The 17,093-nt window shown below is 56.9% G+C and carries 28 protein-coding genes; 27 read left to right on the plus strand and 1 reads right to left on the minus strand.

Features of this window, described 5'->3' with window-relative positions:
• Nucleotides 1–40: 40 nt before the first annotated feature.
• The 3 genes from tuf to CLU92_RS21780 all read left to right on the plus strand — a co-directional run bounded on the left by tuf (nucleotide 41) and on the right by CLU92_RS21780 (nucleotide 2,789).
• Nucleotides 41–1,231 carry an elongation factor Tu gene (gene tuf / locus CLU92_RS21770; RefSeq protein ID WP_101483553.1) on the plus strand — a complete coding sequence of 397 codons (1,191 nt, stop codon included), beginning with the start codon at nucleotides 41–43 and terminating at the stop codon, nucleotides 1,229–1,231.
• A gap of 179 nt (nucleotides 1,232–1,410) precedes the next feature.
• Entirely contained in the window at nucleotides 1,411–1,728 is a 318-nt protein-coding gene (gene rpsJ / locus CLU92_RS21775) for a 30S ribosomal protein S10 (RefSeq protein WP_010394389.1), read from the plus strand.
• A 215-nt stretch (nucleotides 1,729–1,943) separates the two neighbouring features.
• Nucleotides 1,944–2,789 (plus strand): DUF817 domain-containing protein, encoded by an 846-nt coding sequence (locus tag CLU92_RS21780; protein ID WP_101483578.1) that lies wholly within the window; start codon nucleotides 1,944–1,946, stop codon nucleotides 2,787–2,789.
• 18 nt (nucleotides 2,790–2,807) lie between these two features.
• Here the strand turns inward: CLU92_RS21780 and CLU92_RS21785 are convergent, their stop codons facing one another.
• Nucleotides 2,808–3,356, minus strand: coding sequence for a tetratricopeptide repeat protein (locus CLU92_RS21785; protein ID WP_101483579.1), 549 nt, complete (start codon nucleotides 3,354–3,356; stop codon nucleotides 2,808–2,810).
• A 175-nt stretch (nucleotides 3,357–3,531) separates the two neighbouring features.
• On the opposite strand from CLU92_RS21785, the gene creB reads away from it, so the two are divergent.
• The 24 genes from creB (at nucleotide 3,532) to rplO (ending at nucleotide 17,066) form a co-directional block, all read left to right on the plus strand.
• On the plus strand, nucleotides 3,532–4,263 hold the full coding sequence (creB, locus tag CLU92_RS21790; RefSeq protein ID WP_101484825.1) for a two-component system response regulator CreB: 732 nt from the start codon (nucleotides 3,532–3,534) through the stop codon (nucleotides 4,261–4,263).
• Nucleotides 4,260–5,681 (plus strand): two-component system sensor histidine kinase CreC, encoded by a 1,422-nt coding sequence (creC, locus tag CLU92_RS21795; RefSeq protein WP_101483580.1) that lies wholly within the window; start codon nucleotides 4,260–4,262, stop codon nucleotides 5,679–5,681. Before creB ends, creC begins: the two co-directional genes overlap by 4 nt.
• A 92-nt stretch (nucleotides 5,682–5,773) precedes the next feature.
• A complete protein-coding gene (gene creD, locus CLU92_RS21800; RefSeq protein WP_101483581.1) occupies nucleotides 5,774–7,171 on the plus strand; it encodes a cell envelope integrity protein CreD in 1,398 nt (465 codons plus the stop codon).
• A gap of 264 nt (nucleotides 7,172–7,435) precedes the next feature.
• Nucleotides 7,436–7,624 (plus strand): hypothetical protein, encoded by a 189-nt coding sequence (locus tag CLU92_RS21805; RefSeq protein ID WP_101483582.1) that lies wholly within the window; start codon nucleotides 7,436–7,438, stop codon nucleotides 7,622–7,624.
• 366 nt (nucleotides 7,625–7,990) lie between these two features.
• Nucleotides 7,991–8,647, plus strand: coding sequence for a 50S ribosomal protein L3 (gene rplC / locus CLU92_RS21810; protein ID WP_010394393.1), 657 nt, complete (start codon nucleotides 7,991–7,993; stop codon nucleotides 8,645–8,647).
• 3 nt (nucleotides 8,648–8,650) lie between these two features.
• Nucleotides 8,651–9,271, plus strand: a complete 621-nt coding sequence (rplD, locus tag CLU92_RS21815; protein ID WP_101483583.1) for a 50S ribosomal protein L4 — start codon at nucleotides 8,651–8,653, stop codon at nucleotides 9,269–9,271.
• On the plus strand, nucleotides 9,268–9,585 hold the full coding sequence (gene rplW / locus CLU92_RS21820; protein ID WP_010394398.1) for a 50S ribosomal protein L23: 318 nt from the start codon (nucleotides 9,268–9,270) through the stop codon (nucleotides 9,583–9,585). Before rplD ends, rplW begins: the two co-directional genes overlap by 4 nt.
• Nucleotides 9,585–10,412: a 50S ribosomal protein L2 gene (gene rplB / locus CLU92_RS21825; protein ID WP_010394400.1), complete on the plus strand. Its 828-nt coding sequence runs from the start codon at nucleotides 9,585–9,587 to the stop codon at nucleotides 10,410–10,412. Before rplW ends, rplB begins: the two co-directional genes overlap by 1 nt.
• A gap of 10 nt (nucleotides 10,413–10,422) precedes the next feature.
• A complete protein-coding gene (gene rpsS / locus CLU92_RS21830; RefSeq protein WP_008444295.1) occupies nucleotides 10,423–10,698 on the plus strand; it encodes a 30S ribosomal protein S19 in 276 nt (91 codons plus the stop codon).
• Nucleotides 10,695–11,027 (plus strand): 50S ribosomal protein L22, encoded by a 333-nt coding sequence (rplV, locus tag CLU92_RS21835; RefSeq protein ID WP_170840583.1) that lies wholly within the window; start codon nucleotides 10,695–10,697, stop codon nucleotides 11,025–11,027. The genes rpsS and rplV overlap by 4 nt, the downstream gene beginning before the upstream one ends.
• A 9-nt stretch (nucleotides 11,028–11,036) precedes the next feature.
• Nucleotides 11,037–11,861 carry a 30S ribosomal protein S3 gene (rpsC, locus tag CLU92_RS21840; RefSeq protein ID WP_034753199.1) on the plus strand — a complete coding sequence of 275 codons (825 nt, stop codon included), beginning with the start codon at nucleotides 11,037–11,039 and terminating at the stop codon, nucleotides 11,859–11,861.
• A 2-nt stretch (nucleotides 11,862–11,863) separates the two neighbouring features.
• On the plus strand, nucleotides 11,864–12,283 hold the full coding sequence (gene rplP / locus CLU92_RS21845; protein ID WP_034753201.1) for a 50S ribosomal protein L16: 420 nt from the start codon (nucleotides 11,864–11,866) through the stop codon (nucleotides 12,281–12,283).
• A gap of 12 nt (nucleotides 12,284–12,295) precedes the next feature.
• A complete protein-coding gene (gene rpmC, locus CLU92_RS21850; RefSeq protein ID WP_010394412.1) occupies nucleotides 12,296–12,487 on the plus strand; it encodes a 50S ribosomal protein L29 in 192 nt (63 codons plus the stop codon).
• Nucleotides 12,484–12,756, plus strand: coding sequence for a 30S ribosomal protein S17 (gene rpsQ, locus CLU92_RS21855; protein WP_010394415.1), 273 nt, complete (start codon nucleotides 12,484–12,486; stop codon nucleotides 12,754–12,756). Before rpmC ends, rpsQ begins: the two co-directional genes overlap by 4 nt.
• A gap of 253 nt (nucleotides 12,757–13,009) precedes the next feature.
• On the plus strand, nucleotides 13,010–13,378 hold the full coding sequence (gene rplN, locus CLU92_RS21860) for a 50S ribosomal protein L14 (protein ID WP_008444317.1): 369 nt from the start codon (nucleotides 13,010–13,012) through the stop codon (nucleotides 13,376–13,378).
• A gap of 9 nt (nucleotides 13,379–13,387) precedes the next feature.
• Nucleotides 13,388–13,702 (plus strand): 50S ribosomal protein L24, encoded by a 315-nt coding sequence (rplX, locus tag CLU92_RS21865; protein WP_034753204.1) that lies wholly within the window; start codon nucleotides 13,388–13,390, stop codon nucleotides 13,700–13,702.
• Nucleotides 13,703–13,708: 6 nt separating this feature from the next.
• Nucleotides 13,709–14,248 carry a 50S ribosomal protein L5 gene (rplE, locus tag CLU92_RS21870; RefSeq protein WP_010394421.1) on the plus strand — a complete coding sequence of 180 codons (540 nt, stop codon included), beginning with the start codon at nucleotides 13,709–13,711 and terminating at the stop codon, nucleotides 14,246–14,248.
• Nucleotides 14,249–14,250: 2 nt separating this feature from the next.
• Nucleotides 14,251–14,556 carry a 30S ribosomal protein S14 gene (gene rpsN, locus CLU92_RS21875; protein ID WP_010394423.1) on the plus strand — a complete coding sequence of 102 codons (306 nt, stop codon included), beginning with the start codon at nucleotides 14,251–14,253 and terminating at the stop codon, nucleotides 14,554–14,556.
• 14 nt (nucleotides 14,557–14,570) lie between these two features.
• Nucleotides 14,571–14,966 carry a 30S ribosomal protein S8 gene (rpsH, locus tag CLU92_RS21880; protein ID WP_034753208.1) on the plus strand — a complete coding sequence of 132 codons (396 nt, stop codon included), beginning with the start codon at nucleotides 14,571–14,573 and terminating at the stop codon, nucleotides 14,964–14,966.
• 10 nt (nucleotides 14,967–14,976) lie between these two features.
• A complete protein-coding gene (gene rplF, locus CLU92_RS21885; RefSeq protein WP_034778281.1) occupies nucleotides 14,977–15,510 on the plus strand; it encodes a 50S ribosomal protein L6 in 534 nt (177 codons plus the stop codon).
• Between the two features lie 13 nt (nucleotides 15,511–15,523).
• Nucleotides 15,524–15,886, plus strand: a complete 363-nt coding sequence (gene rplR, locus CLU92_RS21890) for a 50S ribosomal protein L18 (RefSeq protein ID WP_071079767.1) — start codon at nucleotides 15,524–15,526, stop codon at nucleotides 15,884–15,886.
• Between the two features lie 9 nt (nucleotides 15,887–15,895).
• Nucleotides 15,896–16,414, plus strand: coding sequence for a 30S ribosomal protein S5 (gene rpsE, locus CLU92_RS21895; RefSeq protein WP_010394433.1), 519 nt, complete (start codon nucleotides 15,896–15,898; stop codon nucleotides 16,412–16,414).
• A 10-nt stretch (nucleotides 16,415–16,424) separates the two neighbouring features.
• Nucleotides 16,425–16,604 (plus strand): 50S ribosomal protein L30, encoded by a 180-nt coding sequence (gene rpmD, locus CLU92_RS21900; protein WP_010394435.1) that lies wholly within the window; start codon nucleotides 16,425–16,427, stop codon nucleotides 16,602–16,604.
• Between the two features lie 30 nt (nucleotides 16,605–16,634).
• The gene (gene rplO, locus CLU92_RS21905) at nucleotides 16,635–17,066 is read left to right on the plus strand and encodes a 50S ribosomal protein L15 (protein ID WP_034753211.1); all 432 of its coding nucleotides are present in this window, start codon (nucleotides 16,635–16,637) and stop codon (nucleotides 17,064–17,066) included.
• The last annotated feature ends 27 nt before the right edge of the window (nucleotides 17,067–17,093 follow it).

Raw genomic sequence — 17,093 nt, forward strand, 5'->3', positions numbered from 1 at the left:
CGGTCCCTACATTTAAATCATTGTTCTAAGGAAGAATAAAATGGCAAAAGGTAAATTCGAACGGACCAAGCCGCACGTCAACGTCGGCACCATCGGCCACGTCGACCACGGTAAAACCACGCTGACCGCTGCAATCGCAACGGTTCTGTCGAAGAAATTCGGCGGCGAAGCTAAAGCATACGACCAGATCGATGCGGCTCCAGAAGAAAAAGCGCGCGGTATCACGATTAACACCGCCCACGTTGAGTACGAAACGGCGACGCGTCACTACGCGCACGTTGACTGCCCAGGTCACGCCGATTACATCAAAAACATGATTACCGGTGCTGCGCAGATGGACGGCGCGATCCTGGTGTGCTCCGCAGCTGACGGCCCAATGCCACAGACCCGCGAACACATCCTGCTGGCCCGCCAAGTTGGCGTTCCATACATCATCGTGTTCCTGAACAAGTGCGACCTGGTCGACGACGCAGAGCTGCTGGAACTGGTTGAAATGGAAGTGCGCGAGCTGTTGTCGAAGTACGAATTCCCAGGCGACGACCTGCCTATCATCAAAGGTTCGGCACGTATGGCGCTGGAAGGCAAAGAAGGCGAAATGGGCGTTGACGCAGTATTGCGTCTGGCCGATGCGCTGGATGCTTACATCCCAACGCCAGAGCGCGCTGTTGATGGTGCATTCCTGATGCCAGTGGAAGACGTGTTCTCGATCTCGGGTCGCGGTACCGTTGTGACCGGTCGTATCGAGCGCGGCATTGTTAAAGTCGGCGAAGAGATCGAAATCGTTGGTATCACCGATACCGTCAAAACGACTTGCACCGGCGTGGAAATGTTCCGCAAACTGCTGGACCAAGGTCAAGCAGGCGACAACGTTGGTCTGCTGCTGCGCGGCACCAAGCGTGAAGACGTGCAACGTGGTCAAGTTCTGGCAAAGCCAGGCTCGATCAAGCCGCATGCTCACTTCACCGGCGAGATCTATGTTCTGTCGAAAGACGAAGGCGGCCGTCATACGCCATTCTTCAACAACTACCGTCCACAGTTCTACTTCCGCACGACGGACGTGACTGGTTCGATCGAGTTGCCAGCAGACAAAGAAATGGTTATGCCAGGCGATAACGTGTCGATCACCGTCAAGCTGATCAACCCGATCGCGATGGAAGAAGGTCTGCGCTTCGCTATCCGCGAAGGCGGTCGTACCGTCGGCGCTGGTGTTGTTGCAAAAATCCTGGCTTAATTCTTAAGCCTGCATAAAAGAAGACGCGTCGTCGCCCGGCGCCCTTCTTTTTATTCAACTGCCGGGGTTGGCAAGCATTTTGGTGCTATCATGTCGACCCTGACGGTTGTTGCGTCAGAAATTCCCGTATGACCTCATTGCCGTGCAGACTGCGCGGTTCGTTCTTTTAAGGAAATATCATGTCGGCACCAAACCAAAAAATCCGTATCCGCCTGAAGGCTTTCGATTACAAACTGATCGACCAGTCCGCTCTGGAAATCGTTGAAACCGCGAAGCGCACCGGCGCTGTCGTCAAAGGCCCAGTACCACTGCCTACCCGTATTCAACGTTTCGATGTGCTGCGTTCCCCGCACGTCAACAAAACTTCGCGCGATCAGTTCGAGATCCGTACGCACCAACGCCTGATGGACATCGTTGACCCAACGGACAAAACCGTTGACGCGCTGATGAAGCTGGACCTGCCAGCTGGTGTTGATGTTGAAATCAAACTGCAATAAGAGTTTCAAGGGCAGCTGACAATACCGTAGCATCAGGTGTTGGCAGTTGTTCCAGGCTGGCGGGGTGTCCCGCTGCCTGATGATGGGGCCGGGCCTGCTCACAATCGTGAGTGCGCCCGGCCCCATTGCTATTGGTGCTAGGTCGACAATGGCTGCAAGGCCGTACGCGAGCAAAATTGCTTTACAGCGTTGCGGCCGCTCGATAAAGTTCCGGCATGCTCAATGCCCTCGATACCCACCTGTTAAATGCCGCGCCCCGTAACCGCTTGCGCGGCTGGCCGCGTTTCCTGACCGAATTCCTGTATTTTGGTATCAAGGAGGCGAGGTCGTGCCTGTTCGTGGGGCTGTTTTTTACTGCCGTGTTCCTGGTGCCGCGCGCCGGCCTGTTCGGCCTGCCGCGTTATGACGTGCTTCTGCTGGTCGCCCTGGCGATCCAGGGCGCGATGGTCTGGCGCGGGCTGGAAACGTGGGATGAGTTGAAAGCCATCTGCCTGTTTCACGCGGTCGGCTTCGCGTTGGAGGTGTTCAAGGTATCGGGGTCGATCCAGTCATGGAGCTATCCTGATTTCGCCTACAGCAAGGTGTTCGGCGTCCCCCTGTTCTCCGGCTTCATGTATGCGGCCGTCGGTAGCTACATCATCCAGACCTGGCGCCTGCTCGACATGCGGATACGCCACCATCCGCCGTACTGGATGGCGGTGCTGATCGCGCTGCTGATCTATGCCAACTTCTTTACCCATCACTACATCGGCGACTATCGCTGGTATCTGGCCGCCTGCGCGCTGGGCTTGTACGCGCGCACCACTGTGGTGTTTCGTCCGCTCGACCGCGACCGCAGCATGCCCTTGCTGCTCGGTTTCGTGCTGGTTGGCTTTTTTATCTGGCTGGCCGAAAACATCAGCACCTTCTGGGGCGTGTGGCGCTATCCCAACCAGCTTGGCGCCTGGTCGGTGGTGCATGTCAGCAAATGGAGCTCATGGTCGCTGCTGGTGGTGATGACGTTCACCATCGTAGCCCACCTCAAGCACATCAAGGCCAGCATTCACGTCGCCCAGTCCTAGGCCGGGCCCTGGGGCCACTTATTGCAGGCTGGCCGCGACTGCTGCAAAGCGTACGCCCAGCGCCGCTTGCGGGCCGCCTTGCAGCTGCCCGGCGTACTGGCGCAGCACTTCCGCCGAATACGTGCGCGCAGCGGGCGACAGCTTCGGCAGCAGCGGTAGCACGCTTTCCAGATAGCCCGTGCCTTCCTGCCACTTCCCTTGCGCCGCCAGCGCCGACGCCAGTTCCACCGTGCGACGGCCGACACGCGCCTCGCTGCGTGGCTGCGCCGCTTCTTCCGTGGCCAGGGCTTGCCGGTACAGTTGCTCCGCTTCGGCATTCTTGCCCTGCAAGCGCTTGATGCGGCCCAGGTTGTACTGGCGCTGGGAGAGGATGTCTGCGCTGGCACCGGCCTGCTCGGCGCTGCGCAGCGCCTGTACGCAAGCCAGTTCCGCTTCGCCAAACTGTCCCTTGAGTTCGGCCGCGTTGCAGGCGTCGTGTTGTGCGTTGGAGGTGGTGAGTGTCGCTGGCGCCGCGCAGGCGGCCAGCAGGCTGACAGCGCATAGCAGGCTGATGGTATGGTTCTTCATAGTCTCCTCGGACGGGTGTTGGACACGGTGTATCAGTGGAGTCATGCTGCAATAAATATACTATAAGTTTTTTTGGCTCGGTGGCTTTTTGCCGGGGCACCGCAAAGCGCGCGATTGACGCCGCTTGCGTGCGTCGGGGATACTCCGGGTCTGTCCACTAATGCGTGCCGCCGCCATGTCCAAGACTGTCCTGATCGTGGAAGATGAACAGGCGATTGCCGACAGCATCGCCTATGCCCTGCGCACGGACGGCTTTACGCCGCGTCATGTGATGTTGGGCGAGCAAGCCCTGGCCGCGCTGCGCCCAACGCCCGGCGAAGCGGCGCAGATGCCCGTTCTGGTGGTGCTCGACGTGGGCTTGCCTGACATGAGCGGGCTGGAAGTGTGTCGCCGCCTGCGCCAGTTTTCTGAAGTGCCAGTGATCTTCCTGACGGCCCGCAGCGACGAGATCGACCGCATCGTCGGCCTGGAAATCGGCGCCGATGATTACGTCACCAAGCCGTTTTCGCCGCGCGAACTGGTGGCGCGCATCCGCGTCATCCTGCGCCGCGCAGGTGTCGCGCCAGCGCCCCGCGAGACTGGCATGGCGATAGCCGCGCCTGTCGCCGCGACCGCTCCGGCCCGCTTCGCGTTGCGCGCGCTGGAGGCGAAAGTACTGTTTCACGGCCAGCCGCTGGACCTGACCCGCTATGAATACCTGTTGCTGAAGACCTTGCTCGAGCATCCGGGCCACGTCCTGTCGCGCGCGCAGCTGATGGAGCGTGTGTGGAGCGGGGCGCCCGACACGCTAGAGCGCACCGTCGATGCGCATGTCAAATCGCTGCGCGCCAAGCTGCGCGCCATCGATGCGCAGGTCGATCCCATTCATACCCACCGTGGCCTCGGCTACAGCCTGAGCGGCGCATGAAGATCGGCCTGCGCATCCTGCTCGGCTACTTCCTGATCGTCGGCCTTGCCGCGTGGTTCCTGTTGAACGTCTTCATGGAGCAGGTCAAGCCTGGCGTGCGCTCGACCCTGGAAGACACCCTGGTCGATACCTCGCAACTGCTGGCTAACCTGGTGGCGCCCGACGTGGCGGCGGGCACGCTGGCACAGTCGCCCATAGCCGAACGCATGCAGGACTACGCGCGCCATGGCGTCGACGTCAATATCAATGGCGTGCGCAAGCGCACGCTCGATTACCGCATTACCATCACGGACCGGCACGGCATCGTGCTGTTCGATTCCAGCGGGCGCGACGTAGGGCGCGACTATTCGCGCTGGAATGACGTGTATCTCACCTTGCAGGGCAAGTATGGCGCGCGCAGCACGCGCAGCCGGCCAGACGACGAGATGTCGACGGTGATGCACGTGGCCGCGCCGATTCGCGACGGCAATGAAGTGATCGGCGTGCTGACGGTGGCCAAGCCGAATGCCAGCGTGCAAGCGTTTGTCGAACGCAGCCAGCGCAAGATATTGCAGCGTGGCGCCATCCTGTTGCTGCTGTCGCTGCTGATCGGCCTGGCATTCGCCTGGTGGTTGCACCATGCGCTGGGCAAGCTGATGCATTACATCGGCGACGTGGAAGCAGGGCGCAAGGTGGCGCTGCCGGCGCTGGGCAAGAACGAGATTGGCACCTTGGGCCGGGCGCTGGAGGCGATGCGCACGCGCCTGGAAGGCAAGGAATATGTGGAGCAGCTGATGCACACGCTGGCGCATGAGTTGAAAAGCCCGATCGCCGCCATCCAGGCCTCGGCGGAACTGCTGCAGGAAGACATGCCGCCGGCCGAGCGGCGCCAGTTCCTGGCCAGTATCCTGGAACAGAACGCGCGTCAGCGGCAGCTGATCGACAAGCTGCTGGCCCTGGTGCGCGTGGAAAAGCAGCAGCGGCTGGAGCATCCCGAGCGCATCGCACTGAGGCCGTTGCTGGCGCAAGTGGCGCAGGACGCGGCCGCCACCCTGGCGGCACGCGGCGTGCGCCTGCAGATGCAGGCGGACGAGGCGAGCGTGGCCGGGGACGCCCTGCTGCTGCGCCAGGCCCTGGGTAACCTGCTCGACAACGCGGCCGGCTTTGCGCCGCCGGGCAGCTGCATCGATCTGACGGCGCATTGCCAGGGCAGCCAGGTGGAAATTGCCGTGCGAGACCAAGGCGCAGGCATCCCCGCGTATGCGCTCGAACGCGTCTTCGAGCGCTTTTATTCCTTGCCGCGCCCGAGCGCGGGCAAGAGTACTGGCCTGGGCCTGCCCTTCGTGCGCGAGGTCGCTTCCCTGCACGGCGGCGCGGTCGAGGTGCTCAATCATGCGGAGGGCGGCGCCTGCGCGCGCCTGTGCCTGCCGCTGGCCTAGGCTCAGCGCACTTTATTTGCCGGCTTCACACAGACTGCATCGTCAGCGCATACAACTTTTTTACACTGGCATTCTTTATTCAAGGATGCGCCATGCAAAAAACTCTATTCGTCAAAGCGTTGATGGTGTTCGGCCTGATGCTGGTGATCGGCCTGCCTTTGCTGATGATTCAGGAAACGATCAAGGAGCGGATGGAATTCCGCCAGGAAGCCGTCGACAGCATCGCCGCCGATTCGGTGCGCGAACAAACCATCATCGGCCCCATCCTGGTGATCCCCTACACGGAACAATATGAAGAGCGCGTGGAAGTGGGGAAGGGCGATGACAAGACACAGGCAGAGAGTGGGCCTGCGCGCACGGAGTTGCTGCGCCGTACGGTGCAGCGCCGCTTGCTCGTGTACCCGAACCTTTTGCTGCAGGTGGGAACCATCGAGACCGACCGCCGCTACCGTGGTATCCACCAGGTGCTGGTGTACAGCGGCCAGCATGCGTTCAAGGGCGACTTCACGGTGCCGAGTCTTGACCAACTGCCGCGCAAGACGCCGGACGCGCGTATTGCCGTCGGCCAGCCTTTCATTGCGCTATCGATCGAGGATGTGCGTGGCATTCACAATATCCCGAAAATCGATTGGGGTGGGCGCCAAATCGAGTTTGAACAGGGCACCGACCTGTTTGCCTTCCGCAGCGGGCTGCACGCGCCGCTGGGCGCCATGCCGCTGGCGCAAACGCAAGAGGTGAAATTCAGCTTTGACCTGGGACTGGACGGCATCGAACGCCAGCATTTCGTGCCGGTGGCGAAAAACAGCCAGATCAGCATCAAGTCGAATTGGCCTCATCCGCAGTTTGGCGGGCGCTTCCTGCCGTCGCCGAAATATCGCCAGATCAACGCCGATGGCTTTCAGACCGAGTGGAACATCTCGTCGCTGGCCAGCAATGCGCAAACGCAGCTGAGCACCATCGAGGGGGAATTCAAGGTGCTCGACAGTGCGCCGCTGGGCCGGGTGGATCGCTTCAGCGTCGGCTTCATCGAGCCGGTGAACGTGTACTCGCAATCGGACCGCGCCACCAAATATGGATTGCTGTTCGTGGCGCTGACCTTTGCCGCCTTCTTCATCTTTGAAATTTTGAAAAGCCTGCCGATCCATCCGGTGCAGTATTTGCTGGTGGGCCTGTCGCTGGTGATCTTCTTCCTGCTGCTGGTGGGCCTGGCCGAGCATATCGCCTTCCTCGCCGCCTATCTGATTGCCAGCGCCGCCTGTATCGTGCTGACCAGCTTTTACCTGACTTACGTACTCAGGAGCACCGGGCGCGCGATCGGCTTTGGCGTGGCCCTGATGGTGCTGTATGGCGCCTTGTACGGCTTGCTGAACTCGGAAAACAATGCGCTGGTGATGGGCAGCATTCTATTGTTTGCCGTGCTGGCGGCCATCATGGTGGTAACGCGCAAGGTGGACTGGTATCAGATTGGCAGAGGATCAGCGCAAGAGTAGGGCGGCGATATGTGCCCGGCTGCGGCATGGCATTGGCGAGTTGCAGATGATTCCGCGGCTCGCCATTTGTATGGCTGAAGGCGAGCGCGCCAAACGCATAAACTTATCTGGTTTCTACATAAATTGGTGTTTGGTTGGTATTGTTTACGGTATTCTATTGGTGTTACTTTTTTAGTAATGGCGGGCCGTCCGTAGTGTCGTGATGGCGTGGCGGTCCTGCCGGTTCTTCCATCATTTTGTAGATAACCCGAACGGAGACATACCATGATCAAGAAAACCACGGCCTTCCTGTTTGCGCTCGGCCTGAGCGCTTCGTATGCGTTTGCCGGCAATGACTGCACGCTGGAGTGTGCCATCCGGGCCAATGTGTGTTCGGGCGGCATGCCCGGCTCGGCCTCCAGTCCCATCTGTGAGATGATTTACAAGCATTGCATCGAGCAGTGCAAGGTCTGAAATGAGGTGCGCCCGCGTGTGCACCATGCGTGATTGACGAGGTGAAGAGGGCGCGTATGCTGTGTACGCGCCCTCGTTGTTTCTGTCGCTGCCAGCGTGTGCCGCGCGCGCTGTTCATCGCTTCAAGGCCGCATGCGGCCGCGCTTTGGGTGCTTTGCATTGCCTTGCAGCAGCGTTTTTCAAGCCCGCCGACAACTCCCGCAGGGGCGTCGCGCAACACTTTGACATACCTCGTGTTAACTTGTTGCGTCAAGGGTTTTTGTGCTATATACTAGCCGGCTTCGGTATGGATTCGTCTTTTTTGAGTCCTACGTTACTTTGTAGTTAAACAAGCCCCGCCCAATCGCAGGTGGGAATGGAGAAAAAATGAGCCTAGGCCTTCTCGGTCGCAAGGTTGGTATGATGCGCATTTTCACGGATGAAGGGGATTCGATCCCGGTCACCGTGTTGGACGTATCGAACAACCGTGTTGCGCAAATCAAAACCCCTGAAACAGATGGTTACTCCGCTGTTCAGGTCGCATTCGGTCAACGTCGCGCTTCCCGCGTGACCAAAGCTGTTGCTGGTCATCACGCTAAAGCTGGTGTTGAAGCCGGTACTCTGTTGAAAGAGTTCCGTGTCGACGCTGCTAAAGCCGCTGAACTGAAAGCTGGCGATGTTGTCGCTGCTTCCCTGTTCGAAGTCGGTCAAAAGATCGACGTGCAAGGCGTTACCATCGGTAAAGGCTATGCAGGCGTTATCAAACGTTACCACTTCGCTTCTGGCCGTGCAACGCACGGTAACTCGCGTTCGCATAACGTTCCAGGTTCCATCGGTATGGCACAAGATCCAGGTCGCGTTTTCCCTGGTAAGCGCATGACCGGTCATCTGGGTGACGTTAACCGTACGATCCAGAACCTCGTGATCGCCCGTATCGATGCCGACCGTCAGCTGTTGCTGGTCAAAGGCGCGATTCCAGGTGCGAAAAATGGCCAGGTAGTTGTCTCGCCAGCCATCAAAACCAAAGCCAAGAAGGGAGCTTAAACGATGGAACTCAAGCTTCTGAATGCGCAAGGTCAAGCCGCCTCGAACGTTGCTGCAGCCGATACGATTTTCGGCCGTGACTACAATGAAGCGCTGATCCACCAAGTCGTCATCGCTTATCAAGCGAATGCACGTAGTGGTAACCGCAAGCAAAAAGACCGTGAAGAAGTTCACCACACGACGAAAAAGCCATGGCGCCAAAAAGGTACCGGCCGCGCTCGTGCTGGTATGTCGTCGTCGCCACTGTGGCGCGGCGGTGGTCGGATTTTCCCGAACTCGCCTGACGAAAACTTCACCCACAAAGTGAACAAAAAAATGTATCGCGCAGGTATCTGCTCGATCCTGTCGCAGCTGGCTCGCGAAGAGCGCCTGATCGTCATCGACGATCTGACGATCGACGCGCCAAAAACCAAGCTGCTGTCGCAAAAATTGAGCGGCCTGGGCTTTGATTCGGTTCTGATCATCACCGACGTTCTGAACGAAAACCTGGAACTGGCATCGCGCAACCTGCCTAACGTACTCGTCGTTGAGCCACGTCACGCAGACCCGATGTCCCTGGTGTTCTACAAGAAGATCTTGGTCACCAAAGCTGCATTGGCTAAGATTGAGGAGATGCTGGCATGAGCGCGATTTTGAAACATAGCGAAGAACGCTTGATGAAGGTGCTGTTGGCGCCGGTCATTTCCGAAAAGGCCACCATGGTCGCGGAAAAGAACGAGCAAATTGTATTCCGCGTACTGCCGGATGCAACCAAGCCTGAAATCAAGGCAGCGGTCGAACTGCTGTTCAAGGTTGAAGTTCTGTCCGTGCAAACTGCAAACCGCGAAGGTAAGCAAAAGCGCACCGGCAAGTTCAACGGTCGTCGTAACCATACCAAGCGTGCTTTCGTGTGCCTGAAGCCTGGCCAGGAAATCAACTTCTCCGAGGAGGCTGCATAATGGCACTCGTTAAGATGAAACCAACCTCGCCAGGCCGTCGCGGCATGGTAAAGGTGGTGAACCCAGATCTGTACAAAGGTCGTCCGTTCGCTGCCCTGGTTGAAAAGAAATCCAAGACCGCTGGTCGTAACAACAACGGTCACATCACCACCCGTCATATCGGTGGTGGTCATAAGCAACACTATCGCCTGATCGACTTCAAGCGCACCAAAGATGGTATTCCAGCGAAAGTGGAACGTATCGAATACGATCCAAACCGCACCGCGAATATCGCTCTGCTGTGCTACGCCGACGGCGAACGTCACTACATCATCGCAACCAAAGGCATGGCCGTTGGCGACAGCGTGATGAACGGTTCGGAAGCACCGATCAAATCGGGTAACTGCTTGCCAATCCGTAACATCCCAGTCGGCACCGTGATGCATTGCGTCGAGATGCTGCCAGGTAAAGGTGCCCAAATGGCACGTACCGCTGGTGCTGGTGTTGTGCTGATGGCGCGTGAAGGTACCTACGCTCAAGTGCGTCTGCGCTCGGGTGAAGTACGTCGCGTGCACATCGAGTGCCGTGCAACGGTTGGTGAAGTCGGCAATGCCGAGCACAGCCTGCGTAAAATCGGTAAAGCTGGCGCGATGCGCTGGCGCGGTGTTCGTCCTACCGTTCGCGGTGTGGTCATGAACCCGGTCGATCACCCGCACGGTGGTGGTGAAGGTAAAACAGCAGCTGGTCGTCATCCAGTTTCGCCATGGGGCCAACAGACCAAGGGTAAGAAAACACGCAGCAACAAGCGTACGACTTCCATGATCGTCTCGCGCCGCGGCAAGAAATAAGGGGTAGCACATGACACGTTCATTGAAAAAAGGGCCGTTCTGTGACGCCCACCTGGTGAAAAAAGTTGAAGCCGCGCAAGCAGCCAAAGACAAAAAGCCAATCAAAACCTGGTCGCGTCGTTCGACAATCATGCCTGACTTCATCGGCCTGACGATCGCGGTTCATAACGGCAAGCTGCACGTGCCGGTTTATGTTTCCGAAAACATGGTTGGTCACAAGCTCGGCGAATTCGCACTGACCCGTACGTTCAAGGGCCATGCAGCTGACAAAAAGGCTAAGAAATAATGGAAACTAAAGCTATCCTCAAAGGTGTGCGCCTGTCGGACCAAAAGGGCCGCCTGGTTGCTGACCTGATCCGTGGCAAGAAAGTTGACGCTGCACTCAACATCTTGCAATTCAGCCCGAAAAAAGGTGCTGCGATCATCAAACGCGTTCTGGAATCCGCTATTGCGAATGCCGAGCACAATGATGGCGCGGACATCGACGAATTGTTCGTGAAAACGATCTACGTCGAAAAGGGCCCGGTCCTGAAGCGCTTCACCGCGCGTGCAAAAGGCCGTGGCGACCGTATTTCGAAACAATCCTGTCACGTTTACGTGACTGTCGGTAACTAAGGAGCCACGATGGGTCAGAAAATTCATCCAACCGGTTTCCGTCTGGCGGTCACCCGTAACTGGGCTTCGCGCTGGTATGCAGGCAACGGTAATTTCGCTGCCATGCTGAACGAAGACTTGAAAGCACGTGCTTACCTGAAAAAGAAACTGAAGAACGCTTCCGTTGGTCGCATCGTTATCGAGCGCCCAGCCAAGAACGCGCGCTTCACGATCTACAGCTCGCGTCCAGGCGTGGTCATTGGTAAAAAAGGCGAAGACATCGAAGTACTGAAGTCCGCGCTGACCAAGATCATGGGCGTACCTGTTCACGTGAACATCGAAGAAATTCGCAAGCCAGAAATCGACTCGCAACTGATCGCCGATTCGATCGCTCAGCAGCTGGAAAAACGGATCATGTTCCGCCGCGCCATGAAGCGTGCAATGCAAAATGCAATGCGCCTGGGTGCTCTCGGTATCAAGATCATGTCGTCCGGCCGTCTGAACGGTATCGAAATCGCGCGTAAAGAGTGGTACCGCGAAGGCCGCGTGCCTCTGCATACCCTGCGCGCCGATATCGACTACGGTACCAGCGAAGCGTCGACCACCTACGGCATCATCGGTGTCAAGGTGTGGGTATACAAAGGTGACCGCGCGCCTAACGGCGATGCACCAGTCATCGATACCCCAGCTGACGAGAAGAAAAGCCGCGGCCCACGCCGTGACGATGGCAAGCCAGCTGGCCGTCCACGTCCAGCCGGTGCCGGTGCGAAACCATCCACAGCACCAGGTGCACGTGTGCGTACCGCCGCTAAACCGGCCGCCGCAGCAGCACCAGCTGAGAAAGCAGGAGAATAATCATGCTGCAACCAGCACGCAGAAAGTATCGTAAAGAGCAGAAAGGCCGTAACACCGGTATTTCGCACAGCCGCGGCACCGCCGTGTCGTTTGGCGAATTCGGTCTGAAGGCAGTTGCGCGCGGTCGTATCACTGCGCGTCAAATTGAAGCGGCGCGTCGTGCAATGACGCGTCACATCAAGCGCGGTGGCCGTATCTGGATCCGTATTTTCCCGGACAAACCGATTTCGAACAAACCGGCTGAAGTCCGTATGGGTAACGGTAAAGGTAATCCTGAGTACTACGTCGCTGAGATTCAGCCAGGCAAAGTACTGTACGAAATGGATGGCGTTGATGAAGCGCTGGCACGGGAAGCATTCCGTCTTGCCGCCGCTAAACTGCCACTGGCGACGACGTTTGTCATCCGCCAAGTCGGCCAATAATTGGAGTTGTATATGAAAGCATCTGAACTCCGCGGCAAGGACCAGCCAGCTCTGCAAAAAGAGCTGAATGACCTGTTGAAGGCACAGTTCGGCCTGCGCATGCAAATCGCTACGCAGCAGCTGAGCAACACTTCGCAGCTCAAGAAGGTACGCCGCGATATCGCGCGTGTGAAGACGGTAATGAATCTGAAGGAAGCCAAATGAACGAACCAGTGAAACAGTCGCTCAAGCGCACGCTGATCGGTAAAGTGGTTTCGGACAAGATGGACAAGACCGTTACCGTTCTGATCGAGCGCCACGTAAAACATCCTTTGTATGGCAAGATCATCATGCGCTCGAACAAGTATCACGCGCATGACGAGACCAACCAAGTCAAGGCCGGTGATACGGTCGAGATCCAGGAAGGTCGCCCGATCTCCAAAACGAAGGCATGGACGGTGACACGTGTGGTTCAAGCCGCACCAACCGTTTAAATAAAAACCACCGTTTCGGCGGTGGGTTTTAATTAGTACTTGCAGGCCCGCAAATTGTATGTAATACTTGCGGGCTTCGTTCATGTAACGCCGCAAAGTGTCTGGCCACAGACAGTAGCATTCGCGGTCAGTTGATGTATGAAGGTCATGCACCCAAACAGTGAAGCCCAGCAGGGCGGCTCTGGCGGGACCAAGACTGACCGTGGGTCTACATTGTGTGGATTCTTCGGCTTAAGTTGGGAAAGAGAATACTATGATTCAAACTGAAAGCCGGCTCGAAGTGGCTGACAATACCGGTGCCAAAGAAGTAATGTGCATCAAGGTATTGGGCGGCTCCAAGCGCCGTTATGCTGGCATTGGCGATGTGATCAAGGTAACCGTTAAGGTTGCTGCGCCACGTGGCCGTGTCAAAAAAGGTGAAATTTATAACGCCGTGGTTGTGCGCACCGCTAAAGGTGTTCGCCGCCAAGACGGTTCCCTGGTGAAGTTCGACGGCAACGCCGCCGTTCTGTTGAACGCCAAGCTGGAACCGATCGGTACCCGTATTTTTGGACCTGTCACACGCGAACTGCGTACTGAGAAGTTCATGAAAATCGTGTCCCTGGCACCGGAAGTCCTGTAAGGAGTCGTAATGGATAAGATTCGTAAAAACGACGAAGTCATCGTTCTGACCGGGAAAGACAAGGGCAAACGTGGTGTGGTACAGCAGCGTATCGATGCTGAACATATCGTGGTTGATGGCATTAACATCGCTAAAAAAGCGACTAAGCCAAACCCGATGACTGGCGTAACTGGTGGTATCGTCGATAAGACCATGCCAATTCACGTGTCCAACGTTGCATTGTTTAATGCAGCGACTGGCAAGGCAGATCGCGTGGGTTTCAAAGAAGTGGACGGCAAGAAAGTCCGCATCTTTAAATCCTCCGGCGAAGTAGTGAAGGCTTAAGAAATCATGGCACGTCTCCAAGAATTCTATAAAGAAAAAGTCGTTGCCGACCTGACCAGCAAGTTTGGTTACAAGTCGGTAATGGAAGTTCCACGCCTGACCAAAATCACCCTGAACATGGGTGTTGGTGAGGCTATCGCGGATAAAAAAGTTCTCGAGCACGCAGTTGCTGACTTGACCAAGATCGCCGGCCAGAAGCCAGTGACCACCAAGTCCCGCAAAGCGATCGCAGGCTTCAAAATCCGTGAAGGTTACCCGATCGGTACGATGGTCACCCTGCGCGGCGCTCGCATGTACGAGTTCCTGGATCGCTTCATTACCGTGGCTCTGCCGCGCGTACGCGATTTCCGTGGTGTGAACGGCCGTGCATTTGATGGTCGTGGTAACTACAACATCGGTGTCAAGGAACAGATCATTTTCCCTGAAATCGAATACGACAAGATTGACGCGTTGCGCGGTATGAATATCAGCATCACGACAACCGCTAAGACCGATGACGAAGCCAAAGCTTTGCTCGCCGCCTTTAAATTCCCTTTCAGGAACTGATCATGGCCAAACTGTCACTGATTAATCGTGAGATCAAGCGTGCTGACCTGGTGGCGAAATTCGCCCCTAAGCGCGAAGCTCTCAAGGCCATCGTCGATGACCAATCGAAATCGGAAGAAGAGCGCTACGAAGCTCGCCTGAAATTGCAGGCGCTGCCACGTAACTCGAACCCGACGCGTCAACGTAATCGTTGCGCCATCACCGGTCGTCCGCGCGGCACATTCCGTAAATTCGGTCTGGGTCGTATCAAGCTCCGTGAATTCGCCATGCGTGGTGAAATTCCGGGTATGACAAAAGCAAGCTGGTAATAGGAGAATATGCAATGAGTATGAGCGATCCTATCGCCGATATGCTGACCCGCATTCGCAATGCACAAGGCGTGCAAAAGACGACCGTGGCCATGCCATCGTCGAAAGTCAAAATTGCGATTGCCAGCGTCCTGAAGGACGAGGGTTACATTGAAGATTTCGCTGTTGCCGAAGCTGGTGGCAAAGCGGAACTGAAAATCGGTTTGAAGTATTATGTTGGCCGTCCCGTTATTGAGCGCTTGGAGCGCGTGTCCCGTCCGGGTCTGCGCGTCTACAAGGGTAAAGACGAGATCCCTGTTGTGATGAATGGCTTGGGTGTGGCGATCGTGTCGACTCCGCAAGGCGTCATGACTGACCGCAAAGCACGCGCTACCGGTGTCGGCGGCGAAGTTATTTGCTACGTGGCTTAAGGAGTTACACATGTCTCGAGTAGCTAAAATGCCTATCGTAGTGCCAGCTGGCGCCGAAGTCGCCATCTCCGCACAAGCGATCACCGTAAAAGGCCCGCTGGGCGTACTTTCCCAGGCCCTTACCGGTCAGGTCAAAGTAGAAAACAATGCAGGAACCCTGAGTTTCGACGTGGCGAACGACAGCCGCGAAGCCAATGCCATGTCCGGCACGCTGCGCGCACTGGTCAACAACATGGTTGTTGGCGTCACCAAGGGTTTCGAGAAAAAGCTGAACCTGGTAGGCGTGGGTTACAAGGCGCAAGCTCAAGGCGACAAGTTGAATCTGTCCCTGGGTTTCTCGCACCCTGTAGTGCATGACATGCCAGCTGGCGTTACCTGCGCAACACCAACCCCGACCGAGATCCTGATTAAAGGTATCGACCGTCAACAGGTTGGCCAGGTAGCCGCTGAAGTTCGTGCTTACCGCGCTCCTGAGCCTTATAAAGGCAAGGGCGTTCGCTATGCGGACGAAGTGGTTAAGCTTAAAGAAACCAAGAAGAAGTAATTAGGGGCTGACGATGGATAAGAAAGAATCACGGCTTCGCCGCGGACGCCAAACCCGCATCAAGATTGCGGAATTGAAAGTAAATCGCTTGTCGGTGCATCGCACCAACCTGCACATTTACGCCAACCTGATCAGCCCGGATGCAAAAATCCTGGTTTCGGCCTCGACGGCTGAAGCGGAAGTTCGCGCTGAACTGGCAGGCCAATCCGGCAAAGGCGGCAATGCCGCTGCTGCAGCCTTGATCGGCAAGCGCGTCGCTGAAAAAGCGTTGAAAGCAGGGATTACCGAAGTTGCGTTTGACCGCTCCGGTTTCCGTTACCACGGCCGTGTGAAAGCGTTGGCAGAAGCCGCACGCGAAGCCGGTCTGAAGTTCTAAGGATCAATCATGGCAAAAATGCAAGCAAAAATGCAAAGCGACAAGCCGGATGATGGCATGCGCGAAAAAATGATCGCGATCAACCGCGTGACCAAAGTGGTCAAGGGTGGTCGTATCATGGGTTTCGCCGCGCTGACCGTAGTTGGTGATGGCGATGGCCGCGTCGGCATGGGCAAGGGCAAATCGAAAGAAGTGCCAGTTGGCGTGCAGAAGGCAATGGAAGAAGCCCGTCGCAACCTGATCAAAGTACCGCTCAAAAACGGTACCTTGCATCACACGGTTGTTGGTCGTCACGGCGCCTCCAAGGTCCTGATGAACCCAGCTAAGCCTGGTACTGGCGTTATCGCTGGTGGCGCAATGCGCGCTATCTTCGAAGTGATGGGCGTGACGGACGTGGTGGCGAAATCCACCGGTTCGAACAACCCATACAACCTGGTACGCGCTACGCTGGACGGCCTGTCGAAAATGAGCACTGCTTCCGATATCGCTGCCAAACGCGGCAAGTCGGTCGAAGACATTCTGGCTTAAGGTGGACAAAATGACAAACACAGTCAAAGTGCAATTGGTCAAGGGCTTGATCGGTACGCGCGAATCGCATCGCGCTACCGTGCGCGGTCTGGGTCTGCGTCGTGTAAATTCGGTTTCCGAATTGCAAGACACCCCATCCGTACGCGGCATGATCAATAAAGTATCGTATCTCGTTAAAGTTGTCGGGTAAGCCTTCGGGCTTACACGAACGGAGCAAATCATGGAATTGAATACTATTGCACCAGCCGAAGGCGCTAAGCACTACAAGCGTCGCGTCGGTCGCGGTATCGGCTCCGGCCTGGGTAAAACCTCGGGTCGTGGTCACAAAGGTCAGAAATCGCGTTCGGGCGGCTTTCATAAAGTCGGTTTCGAAGGCGGTCAGATGCCTCTGCAACGCCGTCTGCCTAAGCGCGGTTTCAAATCGATGCACGCAACCTTCAAAGCTGAAGTGCGCCTGTCCGATCTGAACAACCTGGCTGTTGGCGATGTCGACATTCTGGTCTTGAAGCAAGCTGGCGTTCTGGGCGTGTTGGCCCGTGACGTGCGCGTGATCTTGTCCGGCGAAATCACCAAAGCGGTGAATTTGAAGGGCTTGAAAGTGTCCGCTGGCGCGAAAGCAGCCATCGAAGCAGCCGGCGGCTCGGTAGCCTGAGTTGACCGCTAACAGCTTGATCGGAGC

Source organism: Janthinobacterium sp. 61, assembly GCF_002846335.1.
Lineage (GTDB): Bacteria > Pseudomonadota > Gammaproteobacteria > Burkholderiales > Burkholderiaceae_D > Janthinobacterium.

Bases quoted from the DNA above. Each gene is read 5' to 3' on its own strand.
- rplX (WP_034753204.1), top strand. From the start codon at position 13,388: ATGGATAAGATTCGTAAAAACGACGAAGTCATCGTTCTGACCGGGAAA.
- rplC (WP_010394393.1), top strand. From the start codon at position 7,991: ATGAGCCTAGGCCTTCTCGGTCGCAAGGTTGGTATGATGCGCATTTTC.
- rpsN (WP_010394423.1), top strand. From the start codon at position 14,251: ATGGCCAAACTGTCACTGATTAATCGTGAGATCAAGCGTGCTGACCTG.
- CLU92_RS21805 (WP_101483582.1), top strand. From the start codon at position 7,436: ATGATCAAGAAAACCACGGCCTTCCTGTTTGCGCTCGGCCTGAGCGCT.
- creD (WP_101483581.1), top strand. From the start codon at position 5,774: ATGCAAAAAACTCTATTCGTCAAAGCGTTGATGGTGTTCGGCCTGATG.
- rplD (WP_101483583.1), top strand. From the start codon at position 8,651: ATGGAACTCAAGCTTCTGAATGCGCAAGGTCAAGCCGCCTCGAACGTT.
- rplW (WP_010394398.1), top strand. From the start codon at position 9,268: ATGAGCGCGATTTTGAAACATAGCGAAGAACGCTTGATGAAGGTGCTG.
- rplE (WP_010394421.1), top strand. From the start codon at position 13,709: ATGGCACGTCTCCAAGAATTCTATAAAGAAAAAGTCGTTGCCGACCTG.
- rpsE (WP_010394433.1), top strand. From the start codon at position 15,896: ATGGCAAAAATGCAAGCAAAAATGCAAAGCGACAAGCCGGATGATGGC.
- CLU92_RS21780 (WP_101483578.1), top strand. From the start codon at position 1,944: ATGCTCAATGCCCTCGATACCCACCTGTTAAATGCCGCGCCCCGTAAC.
- rpsH (WP_034753208.1), top strand. From the start codon at position 14,571: ATGAGTATGAGCGATCCTATCGCCGATATGCTGACCCGCATTCGCAAT.
- rplO (WP_034753211.1), top strand. From the start codon at position 16,635: ATGGAATTGAATACTATTGCACCAGCCGAAGGCGCTAAGCACTACAAG.
- rplB (WP_010394400.1), top strand. From the start codon at position 9,585: ATGGCACTCGTTAAGATGAAACCAACCTCGCCAGGCCGTCGCGGCATG.
- rpmC (WP_010394412.1), top strand. From the start codon at position 12,296: ATGAAAGCATCTGAACTCCGCGGCAAGGACCAGCCAGCTCTGCAAAAA.
- rpmD (WP_010394435.1), top strand. From the start codon at position 16,425: ATGACAAACACAGTCAAAGTGCAATTGGTCAAGGGCTTGATCGGTACG.
- rpsC (WP_034753199.1), top strand. From the start codon at position 11,037: ATGGGTCAGAAAATTCATCCAACCGGTTTCCGTCTGGCGGTCACCCGT.
- rplR (WP_071079767.1), top strand. From the start codon at position 15,524: ATGGATAAGAAAGAATCACGGCTTCGCCGCGGACGCCAAACCCGCATC.
- creB (WP_101484825.1), top strand. From the start codon at position 3,532: ATGTCCAAGACTGTCCTGATCGTGGAAGATGAACAGGCGATTGCCGAC.
- CLU92_RS21785 (WP_101483579.1), bottom strand. From the start codon at position 3,356: ATGAAGAACCATACCATCAGCCTGCTATGCGCTGTCAGCCTGCTGGCC.
- rplF (WP_034778281.1), top strand. From the start codon at position 14,977: ATGTCTCGAGTAGCTAAAATGCCTATCGTAGTGCCAGCTGGCGCCGAA.
- rpsQ (WP_010394415.1), top strand. From the start codon at position 12,484: ATGAACGAACCAGTGAAACAGTCGCTCAAGCGCACGCTGATCGGTAAA.
- rplP (WP_034753201.1), top strand. From the start codon at position 11,864: ATGCTGCAACCAGCACGCAGAAAGTATCGTAAAGAGCAGAAAGGCCGT.
- rpsJ (WP_010394389.1), top strand. From the start codon at position 1,411: ATGTCGGCACCAAACCAAAAAATCCGTATCCGCCTGAAGGCTTTCGAT.
- rpsS (WP_008444295.1), top strand. From the start codon at position 10,423: ATGACACGTTCATTGAAAAAAGGGCCGTTCTGTGACGCCCACCTGGTG.
- creC (WP_101483580.1), top strand. From the start codon at position 4,260: ATGAAGATCGGCCTGCGCATCCTGCTCGGCTACTTCCTGATCGTCGGC.
- rplN (WP_008444317.1), top strand. From the start codon at position 13,010: ATGATTCAAACTGAAAGCCGGCTCGAAGTGGCTGACAATACCGGTGCC.
- tuf (WP_101483553.1), top strand. From the start codon at position 41: ATGGCAAAAGGTAAATTCGAACGGACCAAGCCGCACGTCAACGTCGGC.